We start from the raw sequence: 13431 nt of genomic DNA, 5'->3' as shown, positions 1-13431 counted from the left end.
AGATGACAAAGCCGCTTCGCTCGCGCGCCTGGTTCAACAACCCGGACAACCCCGACATGACCGCGCTCTATCTGGAGCGCTACCTGAACTACGGCTTGACCCGTCAGGAGCTGCAGTCGGACAAGCCGATCATCGGCATCGCCCAGACCGGCTCGGACCTGAGCCCCTGCAACCGCCACCACCTGGTGCTGGCCGAGCGCCTGCGCGAAGGCATCCGCGAGGCCGGGGGCATCGCCATGGAGTTCCCGGTCCACCCGATCCAGGAAACCGGCAAGCGCCCGACCGCGGGGCTGGACCGCAACCTGGCTTATCTCGGTCTCGTCGAGAGCCTTTACGGCTATCCACTGGACGGCGTGGTCCTGACCATCGGCTGCGACAAGACCACCCCGGCCTGCCTGATGGCCGCGGCCACCGTCGACATTCCGGCCATCGCCCTGTCGGTCGGTCCGATGCTGAACGGCTGGCACAAGGGCGAGCGCACCGGCTCCGGCACGATCATCTGGAAGGCCCGCCAGATGATGGCCGCCGGCGAGATCGATTATGACGGCTTCATCGAACTGGTGGCCTCGTCGGCCCCGTCGGTCGGCTACTGCAACACCATGGGCACGGCCACGACGATGAACTCGCTGGCCGAGGCCCTGGGCATGTCCCTGCCCGGCTCGGCCGCCATCCCTGCGCCCTATCGCGAACGGGCGCAGGTCGCCTATGAGACCGGCAAGCGGATCGTGGACATGGTCCGCGAGGACCTGAAGCCGTCGGACATCCTGACGCGCGAGGCCTTCCACAACGCCATCGTGGTCAACTCGGCCATCGGCGGCTCGACCAACGCCCCGATCCACCTGACCGCCCTGGCCCGCCACGCGGGCGTGGATGTGCCTCTGAAGGCCTGGCAGGACGAGGGGCTGGACGTCCCCCTGCTGGTCAACCTGCAGCCCGCCGGCGAGTATCTGGGCGAGGACTATTTCCACGCAGGCGGCGTGCCCGCCGTGGTCGGCGCGCTGATCGAACAGGGCCTGATCGCCGAAGGCGCCATGACCGCCAACGGCAAGACCATGGGCGAGAACTGCCGTGGCAAGGTCTCGGACCTGCCCGACGTCATCCGCCCGTTCGACAACCCGATGAAGACCCGCGCGGGCTTCATGGTCCTCTCGGGCAGCCTGTTCTCGACCGCCGTGATGAAGCTCAGCGTCATCAGCCCCGAGTTCCGCGACCGCTACCTGTCCAACCCGGACGACCTCAACGCCTTCGAAGGCCCGGTCGTCGTGTTCGACGGGCCCGAGGACTACCACCACCGCATCGACGATCCGGCGCTGGGCATCACCGAACAGACCCTGCTGGTCATGCGCGGCGCGGGTCCGGTTGGCTACCCGGGCGCGGCCGAGGTCGTGAACATGCGACCGCCCGCCTATCTGATCAAAAAGGGCGTCTCGGCGCTGGCCTGCATCGGTGACGGGCGCCAGTCCGGCACCTCGGGCTCGCCCTCGATCCTGAACGCCTCGCCGGAAGCGGCGACGGGGGGCAATATCGCGCTGGTGCGCACCGGCGACCGCCTGCGCATCGACCTGAACACCGGGCGCGCCGACATCCTGATTTCGGACGCCGAACTGGCCGAACGCCGCGCCGCCTTCGAGGCCGCCGGGGGCTACAAATATCCGGCGTCCCAGACCCCTTGGCAGGAGATCCAGCGCGGGATGGTCGGCGAACTGGAAACCGGCGCGGTGCTGGAGCCTGCGGTGAAGTACCACCGCATCATCGACAAGTTCGGCGAAGCCCGGGACAACCACTGACCTGAGTTCTTGTGATCCCGGACGCGCGCAGCGCGATCCGGGACGGGGCTCAGCCCTGAACCGTCACGTCCATCCGCATCGTCAGGGTTTCGCCCGGCGCCAGAACGGTCCAGCCGCTGGCCTCGCCGTCGGGCGCGTGGGCGGCGTCCGGGCGGTGCGTCACCGGCTCGATGCAGCAGAAGTCGCCGCCGGGAACGAAGATGTGACGCCAGCCCGCATTGGCGGAGGCCGTGACGGTCGTCGTCCGACCGGGCTCCGCCAACACCGCCGCGCCGTCGCCGACATAGGCGTGGTCCACGAACGGAGCCTCGATCACGCGCGCTCCTCCCGACCAGTCATGGACATCCGACACCGGCAGCAAGGTCGTCGGCACCTCGTCCACGCCCCCGCCCCAGACCCGCGCCGCATCGAAGCGCAGGCGGGTCTTGTCCGTCACCGGAAAATAGGGGTGCAGGCCGAGTCCGGCGGGCATCCGGCTATCCGACAGATTGGTCATCGACAGGCCAACCGATAGCCCCGCGTCCGTCAGCCCGAACGTCTGCCGCGCCTCATAGGCCCAAGGCCAGGCGTCCGGCGCATGGCGATGGATCAGTGTCGCGGAAGTCTCGTCCCGCGTCTCGACCGCCCATGCGCTCAGCCAGCCGTCCCCATGCAGGGCATGCGGCGCGAACGCGGGCTGGACCGGCAGGGCGATCTCCCGTCCCTCGAAGGCAAACACCCCGCCGGCGATCCGGTTGGCGTAGGGCGTCAGCGGAAAGCAGCCCGCCTCCAGCACATCGGTCGAGCCGTCCGGCATCCTGCGCAGGATATCGACGCCATCCCGGCTCAGCGCCCCGATGGAGCCCCCGAGCTCGGGCCGCAGGACCAGTCGCCAGTTGCCGTGACGCAGTTCAATCACAGTTTTACCCGCGCCTGCGGAAGCCCCGGAGTCTCGACCCGCAGCGCATACAGCCCGCCCAACGTCGGCTGCTCGGCGCGCTTGTCGGCATTGCCCAGCCAGGCCGTAGTGCAGAACAGGCTCTTCAGATCATCGCCGCCGAAGGCCGCCTTGGTCACCGTCTGGACCGGCAGTTCGATCTTACCGATCCGCGTGCCGTCGGGCGCGAACCGCGCCACGCCCCAGCCGTTGAACAGGCCGACGTGCAGCACGCCCGCCTCGTCCATGCTCGGCCCGTCGGCATAGCCGTCCTCGGTCACGGCGAAGAGGCGCTTGTTGCTCAGTTCGCCGTCGTCATGGTCGAAGGCGTAGATGCATTTCTCGGTCGTGTCGTGGTGATAGAGGGTCCGGCCATCGGGGCTCAGCGCCGGGCCGTTGGTGACGCGATGGTCGTCGTCGTGGCGGGTCAGCTCACCGTCCCGCCAGCGATAGAGAGCGCCCGAGACGGTCTCCTCGCTGTCATCCATCGTGCCGAACCACAGTGTCCCGTCCGGAGCCACAAAGCCGTCGTTGATGCGGTTCTGCGGACGATCCTCTTCCACCCGGATGATCAGGGCGAAGTCGCCCGTTTCCGGATCGAACCGGTACAGACCGCCCCGCACGCCGCAGATCAGCGACCCGTCCTCGGCAGGGAGCGCGAAGCCGATCTGTTCCGGCGCATCCCAGCTGTCCCGGGCGCCGTCGTCCACGCCGTAGCGGTGCAGACGACGGCCCTTGATGTCGACGAACCAGACGCAGCGGCGGCGGTCATCCCAGACCGGCCCCTCGCCCAGCTCGGCCTGAAGGTCCCACAGCAGAACGGGCTCGGTTCCGATCTGCATGGGGTCAGCCCGCGCTGTAGCTGGTCTTGATGGTGGTGAAGAACTCCGCGGCGGCGAAGCCCTGCTCGCGCGCGCCATAGCTGGACGACTTCGTCCCGCCGAACGGCACGTGATAGTCGACGCCCGCGGTCGGCAGGTTGACCATGGTCATCCCCGCCTTGGCGCGGCGCTGGAAGTCGCGCGCGTGCTTCAGCGAGCTGGTGACGATACCGGCCGACAGGCCGAACTCGACGCCGTTGGCGATCTCCAGAGCCTCTTCGTAGCTCTTCACGCGGATGGTCGAGGCGACGGGACCGAAGACTTCCTCGTTGTTGATCCGCATGTCGGCGGCGGTGTCGGCGATCAGGGTCGGCTGGACGTACCAGCCGGGCTTGTCCAGCTTCAGACGATCGCCGCCGGTGGCGATGCGGGCGCCCTCGCCGCGCGCGATGTCGATGTAGGTGTAGGAGGTCTCCATCTGGGCCTCGCTGACCGCCGGGCCCATCTGGGTGTTCGGGTCCAGAGCATCGCCGACGCGCAGCGCGGCGACCTTCTCGGCCAGCAGGGCGACGAATTTGTCGTGGATGCCGTCCTGAATGATCAGGCGGCTGGAGGCGGTGCAGCGCTGCCCCGTGGCGAAGAAGGAGCCATCCAGCGCGATATTCACCGCCCGCTCCAGATCGGCGTCGTCCAGCACGATCAGCGGGTTCTTGCCGCCCATCTCCAGCTGCACGCGGGCCTGACGCTTGACCGCGCCCGCCGCCACACCGGCGCCGACGCCCTGTGAGCCCGTGAAGGAGATACCCGCGACGTCCTTGTGATCGACAATCGCCTGACCGACGCCGCCGCGACCGATGACCATGTTCAGCACGCCCTTGGGCAGGCCCGCCTCATGCAGGATGGCGACCAGCGCCTCGGCCGTCGCGGGGGTCGGACCGGCGGGCTTCAGCACCACCGTATTGCCGAACGCCAGCGCGGGCGCGGCTTTCCAGGCCGGGATGGCGATGGGGAAGTTCCAAGGGGTGATCAGGCCATAGACGCCGACCGGCTGGCGATAGGTCTGGACTTCCACGCCCGGACGGGTCGAGGCCAGGTTCTGGCCATGCAGGCGCAGGGCCTCACCGGCGAAATATTTCAGGATGCGGGCGGCGCGAGCGGTCTCGCCAATGCCTTCCGGCAGGGTCTTGCCTTCCTCGCGCGACAGCAGACGGCCGACCTCTTCCTTGCGCTCCATCAGCAGGTTGGAGGCCTTGTCCAGCACATCCGAGCGCGCTTCCGGCGAGGCTTCCGACCACGATGGGAAGGCGGCCTTGGCCGCCGCCACCGCATCATCGACGTCCGACGCCGAGCCGTCCGGCGTGCGGGCCACGACCTCGCGCGTGTCAGAGGGGTTGGTGCTCTCGGCCGGGCGATCACCCCCGACGCGCTCGCCGTTGATCCAGTGCGAAAGCTCGAGGGTGTCGGTCATGGGAGGTATTCCTTGGAGAAGTCAGTCGTACAGGTCGAAGCCCGACGGGCGACGCATCAGATAGGCATCCGAAGCGCCGCCCGCCGTACTCCGTTCGGGGAGAATGGTCAGCCGGTCATTTCTTCCAGTTCCTTGCCCTTGGTCTCCTTGATGAAGGAGCGGACCAGGAAGACGCTGATCACGGCGGCGGCCGTGTACAGGGCGTAGGTGCCGACCAGACCGATACCTTCGGCCATGCCCGGGAAGCTCTGGACGACCAGATAGTTCGCGCCCCACTGGGCCAGGCCGCAGATGGCCAGCGCCGAGCCGCGCATCTGGTTCGGGAACATCTCGCCCAGCATGACCCACATCACCGGGCCCCAGCTGAAGTTGAAGAAGATGACGTACAGGTTGGCGGCGACCAGGGCGGTCATGCCGGCGGTGGCGCTCAGCGTCAGGTTCCCCGCCGCATCCGCGCCGGCGCCGCTGAAGGCCCAGGTCATGGCGCCGAGCGTCAGGGCCATGCCGACCGAGCCGATCAGCAGCAGGGGCTTGCGGCCGATCTTGTCGATCACCGCCAGCGCCAGCAGCACCGCGCCGATGGAGACGGCGCCGGAGATGATGTTGCGCTCCAGCGCGACTTCCTCCGACACCCCGGCAAGCCGCCACAGGGTCTCGCCATAGTAGAAGATGATGTTGATGCCGACGAACTGCTGGAAGGTCGCCAGAACCAGACCGGCCCAGACGATCGGACGGAAGCCGAACTTGCCCGTGACGTCCCTGAAGCTCGGGCGGTGGCCTTCGGTGAAGCTGGCGCGGATTTCGCCGATCTTGCGGGCAGCCGCCTCCGCGCCGAACAACTTGGTCAGCACGGCCCGGGCCGCCTGGTCCTTGCCCTTCATGACCAGATAGCGCGGGCTTTCCGGGATCAGGAACAGGGCCAGCAGGAAGACGGCGGCGGGCGCGGCCTGCGCCAGATACATCCAGCGCCATGCCGTCGTCCCGGCGATCTCGCCCAAGCTGCTGCCGGCGTTCTGGGCGAGGAAATAGTTCACCAGGAAGGCGGCGGTCAGGCCGCTGATGATCATGACCTGCTGCACGGTGCTCATCCGTCCGCGGATTTTCGCCGGAGCGACCTCGGAGATGTAGAGCGGCGACAGCACGCTGGCCGCGCCGACCGCCATGCCGCCCGCGAACCGCGCGGCGACGAAGACGGCGTGCACGTCGGTGACACCCTGGATCAGGGCCCCGACAAGGAACAGCACGGCCGACACGATCATCACCGTGCGACGACCGACCAGATCCGCCAGTCGACCGGCGAAGAAGGCGCCGAACGCGCAACCGATCAGCAGCGAACCGACCGTGAAGCCCAGCCCGTTGGCGTCCAGATTGAACTGCGCCTGCAGCCCCGCCTGGGTGCCGTTCACCGCACCCGAGTCATAGCCGAAAAGAAGACCACCGATCGTGGCGACGGCCACGATGGCGATAATGAAGCCGATGTTGACCTTGTCATCACCCGCGATGTCAGGGCCTGAGCCCCCCGTCGGTCCTGCCATTCTCAATCCTCCCAGAGGGCTCTATCGGCCCGTTCAGATCACCGTCGGCCTAGCGCCAGCCGGCGTCCACGAAATACTCATGTCCCGTGATGAAGCGGGCGTCGTCCGACGCCAGGAACATCGCCAGCGCGGCCACGTCGCGCGGCTCGATCCGGCCCTTGAGACATTGCGCCGCGACGATCTCCGCCTCCCCTTCCGGGGTGTACCATTTCATCTGGCGCGGGGTCTTCACATTGCCCGGCACGATGCAGGCGACCCGCACGCCGTCGGCGCCCAGTTCCCGCGCCAGCGCCCGCGTCATCCCCTCGATCCCCGCCTTGGCGGTTTCGTAGAGCGAAAGTTCGGGCAGCCCCAGATGCCAGCTGATCGAGCCGAGGTTCAGGATCACCCCCCGCCCCGCCGCCTGCATGGCCGGAGCCACCGACTGGGTCGCGAAATACAGATGGCGCAGGTTCACCGCGATCCGGTCCTCCCAATAGGCGGGCGTGACCTCGGCCAGCGCGTGGCGGTCGTCGTTGGCGGCGTTGTTGACCAGCACCTCGACCGGGCCGTGCGTTGCGGCGATCTCGGCCAGACAGGCTTGCAGGGCCTCGACGTCGGTCAGGTTGCAGGGATGGAAGACCGGCGCGGGCGACAGGCCGGCCAGCGACGCCTCCAGCGCCTTCGAGTCCTCGACCGCGATGTCCAGAAACACCACGCGGGCGCCCTGCCGGGCGAACCCGTCGGTCAGGGCGGCGCCGATGCCCGAGCCGCCGCCGGTCACCACGACCAGCTTGTCCTTCAGCGACGGATAAATCGCGGCACTCATACGCTCGCCCCCAGCAGGCCGCGCTGCGCCAGGTTGCGCATCAGGGCCGACACTCCAAACACCCACGGCGGCGCCTTGTCCGACGTGGTCACAATGTTCTCCAGCACGCCCAGCTTGGGCGAGGACACGCGCACGCGGTCCCCGACCTTGTGGGTGAAGCCCAGCCCCGGCGGGCCACGGTCATCGACCGGCGCGAACATGGTGCCGAGATACAGGGCGAAGCCGTCCGGATACTGGTGATTGGCGCCCGCCGCCTGTCGCACCAGCTCTTCCGGGTCGCGGCTGATCAGGGCCATGTTGCTGGTCCCGTCCATGACGAAGCCGTCCGGTCCGATGACCTCCAGGCGCACCTCGGCCTTGCGGACGTCGTCCATGCCGAACCGACCGTCGAACAGGCGGATGAAGGGGCCGATGGCGGCCGAGGCGTTGTTGTCCTTGGCCTTGCCCAGCAGCAGAGCCGAACGGCCCTCGACGTCGCGCAGGTTGACGTCGTTGCCCAGCGATGCGCCGACCGTCCGGCCCGACGGGTCGCAAACCAGCACCACTTCAGGCTCAGGATTGTTCCAGGCGGAGCCGGGATGGACGCCGACCTCGGCGCCCCAGCCGACCGACGACAGGATCGGGGCCTTTGTGAAAATCTCGGCGTCTGGGCCGATGGCGACTTCCAGATACTGGGACCACATGCCGTCTGCGATCAGGGCGGCCTTCAGGGCCTGCGCCTGCTCCGAGCCCGGCTTCACCGCCGACAGATCGCCGCCGATGCGACGGCCCAGATCGGCGCGGATGCCTTCGGCGGCGGTGGAATCACCGCGCGCGCGCTCCTCGATCACCCGCTCCATCGCAGAGACCGCGAAGGTCACGCCCGAGGCCTTGATGCATTGCAGGTCGACCGGTGACAGCAGCTCGATGTCGCCGCCGCTCCAGGTCGTGCGGAAGTCCATATCCGCGATAGGCCCCATATCCACGCCCTCGACCGTCGCCGCGTCAGGACGCGCCAGCAGGTCGGCCATGGTGGGGGCGGTAAGGCTGACGTCGATCAGACGACCTTCGCGAACCAGAACGGGCGACGGCCCATCCCCGGTTTGCACTCGCCCAGCCAGTATGGCTTCGGGCCAATCGGCCGGAAGGTAGTCCTGTATACGCAACGCTTCCCCCTCGCGCCCCATACGTGCGGGACGTCAGATGTTAGCGCTAACATTCTTCCAGAAAGATGAGCTGTCAAGCGGCCCGTGACGGGCGGCCGGCGCTCTAGCCGCGCGGAGCCGCGGAGGAGTCGCGAATAATGAGCTGGTGCCGGATCAGATGTTGGACGCCGCTCTCACCCTCGTCGGCGGGGCCCTGCGTCTCACTCAACAGGCGCACGGCGGTTTCCGCCATCTCGGCGACCGGCTGACGGACGGTGGTCAGGGCGGGCCAGATTTCCTGCGCCACCGGAATGTCGTCGAAGCCCACCACGGTCAGGTCACGCGGCACGTCCAGCCCACGCCGGTGCGCCGCCGCGATGGCCGCAGCCGCCATATCGTCGTTCGACGCGAAGATGGCTGTCGGCGGCGGGTCAGCCGCCAGAAGTCGCTCCGCCGCGTCGAAGCCCGAGCGATAGGTGAACTCGCCCGCCTCGATCAGCGCCTCCACCGGCTCTGCGAAGGCCGCCACCTCGGTTTCGAAACCGATCAGACGCTCGGCGCTGGCCGTCTGGTTGGCGGCGCCCTTGATGAAGCCGATGCGGCGATGGCCCAGCTCCAGCAGATAGCGGGTCATCTCGGCCGAGGCCGCGAGGTCGTCGATGCGGATCGCCGGAGCCGCCGACTTGAACCGGCCCGGCGCCACGGCGACCACCGCCAGCCCCTTCGCCTTGACCGCGGCCAGAGCCGCCCAGCTCTCGCCGTGTGGCGGCGGCAGGACAACGCCCGTCACCCCGCCTTCGGCCAGCCGCGTCACCGCCGCCCTTTCACTGTCAGGATCGGCTTCGCATTTCTCGAGCACCAGCTGTGCGCCGACCTGATGCGCGCCTTCCAGCGCGCCCAGCAGGAATTGGGTCAGGTATCCGGCGCTGGGATTGGAATAGAGCATGCCCAGTCGCCCGGCCCCGGCTCGCGCCAGATTGCGGGCGGCGGCGTTGGGGCGATAGCCCAGCTCCTCGATCGCGGCCTGTACGACCTCGCGGGTCTTTTCCCGCACACCGGCCGCGCGGTTCATCACCCGCGACACGGTCATGGGCGATACGCCCGCAAGACGCGCCACGTCGTCGATCTTGACGGCCTTGTTCACGTCCCTGCCCCGTTGACTGCTTCGCCCGAACCTAGAGCGATGCGGGGCCATACGCCAATGGGCCACAGATGGTGCGAGCGGCGGGACTCGAACCCGCATAGCCGAAGCCGAGAGATTTTAAGTCTCCTGCGTCTACCAATTTCGCCACGCTCGCGGCGATCCGTCAGTGAGCAGGCGCACTCGCCGCCGAGCGCAGGGCCCGGAAGTCCACGTCGGAATCGGCGATCAGGTACACCAGCCCGGCCCACGCGGCCACGTTCTGGCTCAGTTGTTCCGGATCGATCTTGTCCAGGGTGTCGTCGGCGGTGTGGTGCAGGTCGAAATAGCGGGTGCCGTCCTGGCTCAGGCCGAACACCGGCACCCCCGCCTCGGCCAGAGGCCCGACGTCGGCGCCGCCGTGCAGTTCCGGCTCGGCCGAGGCCAGCACGCCGATGGGATACAGCACCTGCGTCGCGGCGCGCTGGAAGGCGCTGTTCTGGGCGCCGGGCGGCAGCTGCAGGGCATAGACCCGGTCGGCGCCGAAGTCGCTTTCGCCCGCGATGATATGCTGTTCCACCGCCGCGCCGATGCCGCGCAGATAGGCGCCGCCACCGTTGCCGGTGTCGTTCGGCTGGGCCACTTCTTCCGAGCCGTACAGGACCACGCGCACCGTACGGGCCGGACGACGACCGCTTTCGGCGATGGCCTTGGCGGCGGCCAGGGTGATCGCCCCGCCCGCGCCGTCGTCGATGGCGCCGGTGCCCAGATCCCAGCTGTCCATGTGCGAGCCCAGCACGATCACCTCGTTCGGACGCGAGGCGCCGGTGATCTCGCCGACCACGTTCTGGGACACGGTCTCATAGGTATGGGCGGTCGAGGACAGACGCAGACGCACCGTCTCGCCGCTCGCGATCAGGCGCGACAGCTGGCTGGCGTCGGGCGCCGACAGGGCGAAGCCCGGCAGGGGCACGCGGCCCTCGACATAGCGGGTGGTGCCGGTGTGCGGCATGCGGTGCTCGTCCGAGCCGACCGAGCGCATGATGAAGGCCACAGCCCCCTTGGACGCCGCAGCGGCGGGCCCCGCGCCCCGGATGCGGGTCAGCGGACCATAGCCGGCGCCGTCCTGCATGCGGACCATCTGGCCCGCGTCGACATAGGCGATCTTGCCGGTCAACGAGCCGGCCGGGGCGGCGTTCAGGTCTTCAAGGCTGGTAAAGCGCACCACCTCGGCCTCGATCACGCCGTTGGTGCCGGGCGAATGGCCCAGCGCCGCGACCACCAGACGCTGCGGATGCGCGCCGACGATGGAGGCGCTCTCCTCGCCCCGCTCCCAGCCGATCAGCGGGAAGGTTTCGATGCGGACGTTCTGGAAGCCGTGCTGGCGCATGTAGCCGGCCGCCCATTCGGCGGCGGCCTGCTCCGAGGGCGATCCCGCCGGACGGGCGCCGAAGGTGGTGGTCAGGCGGGTGACGTAGTCGAGCGCGATGTTCTGCTCGAGCGCCGCGTCCCGAATGCGCTCGGCCCGCTGGATGGTCGCGGCGTCCTGCGCGAAGGCCGGGGCGGCGAAGCCCAGCGCCAGGGCGCTGGCGGCGAGAAGACGGACGGACAGACGCATGGCGGCTCCGGTGGGACTCAACGATGGAGCCGGACCCTAGACCCACATTGTCGCACCGGGAAGCATGTCGGGGCGCCGCGTGTCAGCAGCGCCCTCAACGGTCGTCACAGGGCTCAGGCGTCGCCCTTGATCCACACCTCGACAGGCCCCTGCAGCTTCACGGTCAGGGCCTTGCCGCGGCGGTCGACACGGTTGCCGACGGCCAGACGGACCCAGCCTTCCGAGATGCAGTATTCCTCGACGTTGGTCTTTTCCTCGCCCTTGAAGCGGACGCCGATGCCCTGCGCCAGCAGGTCGGCATCGTGGAACTTGCTGTCGGGATCGACGGACAGGCGGTCAGGAAGGTCGGTCATGGAATGGCTCTTCGGCAAATCAGCCGCCGCCTTTAGCGGTTCCGTCGCCCGGCTCCAAGCTCTTGACCTGACGCCGGGTCAATCCACTAGGTTCGTTTCAAATCACTACGGACCTCAATCGTGACCGACCTGACGATCCGCGACTTCACCGCCCCGGCCGCCGACGGCTATCCGCTGTCGATGCGGCTGGTCTCCGCCTCCGAGCCGATCGTGGCGGTTCTGGTCAGTTCCGGCACCGGCTTCCCCAAGGGGTTCTACGACCGGTTCGCCCGGTATCTGGCGGGCAAGGGCGCGGCGGTCCTGACCTATGACTTCCGCGGCATCGCGGGCTCGCGCCCAGACGATCTGGCGGCGATGCAGATGGACTATGTCGACTGGGGCCGTCTCGACATGCCCGCGGCGCTGGACGCCCTGATCGAGGCCGCGCCGGACCTGCCGGTCGTCCATGTCGGCCACAGCGTCGGCGGCCATTTCCTCGGCTTCATGCCCAATCAGCACCGGATTTCGAAGCACGCCTTCGTCTCGGTTGGCAGCGGCTACTGGGGCCGCCACCACCGGTCCTACAATCCCATGGAGTTATTCTTCTGGCTCGGCTTCGGCCCGCTCAGCCTGGTCCGGCACGGCTATATCAAGGGCGGCGGCTTGTGGGCCGGGACCGACCTGCCACGCGGCGTCTTCGAGACCTGGCGACGCTGGTGCCTGAAGGAGCCCTACTTCCTCGATGAGCTGAAGCATGAGTTGAGGCCGCATCACTTCGACGCCGTCACCGCTCCGATCCACTCGTGGATATTCACTGACGATCCCATCGCCACACCCACGACCGGGCCGATCCTGATGCAGGTCTATCCCAACGCCCCGCGCGACATTACCGTGCACACGCCCGCCGATTTCAGCCTGAAGCGCATCGGCCACGAGGGCGCATTCCGGAAGGGGATGGAGCCTTTGTGGGACAAGATTGCGGACTGGCTGCTTGAACCGGCGGCGTCACAGCATAGGTAAGCGCCTCCCCTGCCCGGAGCCTTCCCATGACCGACCAGCCCGCCATCACCGTCGACGGCCACACCATCCCCCTGCTCGGCTTCGGGACTTGGAATCTGGAGCCGGCCGACGCCCGCAAGATGGTCGCCGAGGCCCTGCGTATCGGCTACCGCCACATCGACACGGCGTGGATTTACAAGAACGAGGCGGCGGTCGGCGACGGCATCCGCGACGCCATCGCCGCCGGCCATGTGAAGCGCGAGGACATCTGGCTGACGACCAAGATCTGGGTCGCGCACTTCCACCGCGCCGACCTGCTGAAGCAGGCGAAGGAGTCCGCCGAGGCGCTGGGCTTCACGCCCGACCTGCTGCTGCTGCACTGGCCCAAACCCGAGCCGTCGTTCGAGGAGACGCTGGGCGCCCTCAATGAGGCGCTGGAGCAGGGCTTCACGAAGAGCATCGGCCTGTCGAACTTCCCGTCGTTCGACTTCGCCCGCGCCCAGACCCTGTCGAAGGCGAAACTGGTCACCAACCAGGTCGAGTATCACCCCTACCTGAAACTCACGTCGCTGATCGCCACGGCGAAGGAACTGGGCTCGTCGATCACCGCATGGTCGCCGCTGGCCCAAGGCAACATCGCCACCGATCCGACCCTGATCGAGATCGGCAAGGCGCACGGCAAGTCCGCCGGTCAGGTCACCCTGCGCTGGCTGATCCAGCAGAACATCATCGCCATCCCCCGCACCAGCAAGGTCAGCCGCGCCGAGGAAAGCTTCGACATCTTCGACTTCGAACTGTCGGCGGAAGAGATGGACCGCATCCACGCCCTCGCCCGTCCCGACGGCCGCCTCGGCGACTGGCTCGACAAGGCCTTCCAGTGGGACGAAGAATGGGCTTGAGGTC

The 13431-nt window shown here is 68.1% G+C and carries 12 protein-coding genes and 1 tRNA gene; 3 read left to right on the top strand and 10 right to left on the bottom strand.

Annotated elements, in window-relative coordinates; all coding sequences use genetic code 11:
* The first annotated feature begins 2 nt into the window (after positions 1-2).
* Entirely contained in the window at positions 3-1787 is a 1785-nt protein-coding gene (locus FKQ52_RS04795; protein ID WP_205750859.1) for an IlvD/Edd family dehydratase, read from the top strand.
* A 49-nt stretch (positions 1788-1836) separates the two neighbouring features.
* Here the strand turns inward: FKQ52_RS04795 and FKQ52_RS04790 are convergent, their stop codons facing one another.
* The 10 genes from FKQ52_RS04790 to FKQ52_RS04745 all read right to left on the bottom strand — a co-directional run bounded on the left by FKQ52_RS04790 (position 1837) and on the right by FKQ52_RS04745 (position 11550).
* Positions 1837-2685 (bottom strand): aldose 1-epimerase, encoded by an 849-nt coding sequence (locus tag FKQ52_RS04790; RefSeq protein ID WP_240811741.1) that lies wholly within the window; start codon positions 2683-2685, stop codon positions 1837-1839.
* On the bottom strand, positions 2682-3545 hold the full coding sequence (locus FKQ52_RS04785) for an SMP-30/gluconolactonase/LRE family protein (protein ID WP_141626127.1): 864 nt from the start codon (positions 3543-3545) through the stop codon (positions 2682-2684). Before FKQ52_RS04785 ends, FKQ52_RS04790 begins: the two co-directional genes overlap by 4 nt.
* A 4-nt stretch (positions 3546-3549) precedes the next feature.
* Entirely contained in the window at positions 3550-4992 is a 1443-nt protein-coding gene (locus tag FKQ52_RS04780) for an aldehyde dehydrogenase family protein (RefSeq protein WP_141626126.1), read from the bottom strand.
* 107 nt (positions 4993-5099) lie between these two features.
* Entirely contained in the window at positions 5100-6527 is a 1428-nt protein-coding gene (locus tag FKQ52_RS04775) for a sugar porter family MFS transporter (protein ID WP_141626125.1), read from the bottom strand.
* Positions 6528-6576: 49 nt separating this feature from the next.
* Positions 6577-7335, bottom strand: coding sequence for an SDR family NAD(P)-dependent oxidoreductase (locus FKQ52_RS04770; RefSeq protein ID WP_141626124.1), 759 nt, complete (start codon positions 7333-7335; stop codon positions 6577-6579).
* Positions 7332-8501 carry a fumarylacetoacetate hydrolase family protein gene (locus tag FKQ52_RS04765; RefSeq protein WP_370451040.1) on the bottom strand — a complete coding sequence of 390 codons (1170 nt, stop codon included), beginning with the start codon at positions 8499-8501 and terminating at the stop codon, positions 7332-7334. The genes FKQ52_RS04770 and FKQ52_RS04765 overlap by 4 nt, the downstream gene beginning before the upstream one ends.
* Positions 8502-8583: 82 nt before the next feature.
* Positions 8584-9603 (bottom strand): LacI family DNA-binding transcriptional regulator, encoded by a 1020-nt coding sequence (locus FKQ52_RS04760; protein ID WP_240811740.1) that lies wholly within the window; start codon positions 9601-9603, stop codon positions 8584-8586.
* A gap of 69 nt (positions 9604-9672) precedes the next feature.
* Positions 9673-9757: transfer RNA gene (locus FKQ52_RS04755), tRNA-Leu, on the bottom strand.
* A gap of 9 nt (positions 9758-9766) precedes the next feature.
* A complete protein-coding gene (locus FKQ52_RS04750) occupies positions 9767-11197 on the bottom strand; it encodes a M20/M25/M40 family metallo-hydrolase (RefSeq protein WP_141626121.1) in 1431 nt (476 codons plus the stop codon).
* Positions 11198-11310: 113 nt separating this feature from the next.
* Positions 11311-11550, bottom strand: a complete 240-nt coding sequence (locus FKQ52_RS04745; RefSeq protein ID WP_141626120.1) for a DUF3297 family protein — start codon at positions 11548-11550, stop codon at positions 11311-11313.
* 120 nt (positions 11551-11670) lie between these two features.
* Here FKQ52_RS04745 and FKQ52_RS04740 point away from each other — a divergent pair, with 120 nt between their 5' ends.
* On the top strand, positions 11671-12549 hold the full coding sequence (locus tag FKQ52_RS04740) for a serine aminopeptidase domain-containing protein (RefSeq protein ID WP_141626119.1): 879 nt from the start codon (positions 11671-11673) through the stop codon (positions 12547-12549).
* Between the two features lie 26 nt (positions 12550-12575).
* On the top strand, positions 12576-13427 hold the full coding sequence (locus tag FKQ52_RS04735; RefSeq protein WP_141626118.1) for an aldo/keto reductase: 852 nt from the start codon (positions 12576-12578) through the stop codon (positions 13425-13427).
* The last annotated feature ends 4 nt before the right edge of the window (positions 13428-13431 follow it).

The organism is Brevundimonas sp. M20 (genome assembly GCF_006547065.1).
Classification (GTDB): domain Bacteria; phylum Pseudomonadota; class Alphaproteobacteria; order Caulobacterales; family Caulobacteraceae; genus Brevundimonas.
Note: the sequence above shows the minus strand (reverse complement) of the source record. Positions and strands in the feature narration are given on the sequence as shown.

Excerpts from the sequence above, each read along its gene's own strand:
- FKQ52_RS04735 (WP_141626118.1), top strand. The coding sequence starts at position 12,576 with ATGACCGACCAGCCCGCCATCACCGTCGACGGCCACACCATCCCCCTG.
- FKQ52_RS04780 (WP_141626126.1), bottom strand. The coding sequence starts at position 4,992 with ATGACCGACACCCTCGAGCTTTCGCACTGGATCAACGGCGAGCGCGTC.
- FKQ52_RS04770 (WP_141626124.1), bottom strand. The coding sequence starts at position 7,335 with ATGAGTGCCGCGATTTATCCGTCGCTGAAGGACAAGCTGGTCGTGGTG.
- FKQ52_RS04775 (WP_141626125.1), bottom strand. The coding sequence starts at position 6,527 with ATGGCAGGACCGACGGGGGGCTCAGGCCCTGACATCGCGGGTGATGAC.
- FKQ52_RS04785 (WP_141626127.1), bottom strand. The coding sequence starts at position 3,545 with ATGCAGATCGGAACCGAGCCCGTTCTGCTGTGGGACCTTCAGGCCGAG.
- FKQ52_RS04745 (WP_141626120.1), bottom strand. The coding sequence starts at position 11,550 with ATGACCGACCTTCCTGACCGCCTGTCCGTCGATCCCGACAGCAAGTTC.
- FKQ52_RS04795 (WP_205750859.1), top strand. The coding sequence starts at position 3 with ATGACAAAGCCGCTTCGCTCGCGCGCCTGGTTCAACAACCCGGACAAC.
- FKQ52_RS04765 (WP_370451040.1), bottom strand. The coding sequence starts at position 8,501 with ATGGGGCGCGAGGGGGAAGCGTTGCGTATACAGGACTACCTTCCGGCC.
- FKQ52_RS04750 (WP_141626121.1), bottom strand. The coding sequence starts at position 11,197 with ATGCGTCTGTCCGTCCGTCTTCTCGCCGCCAGCGCCCTGGCGCTGGGC.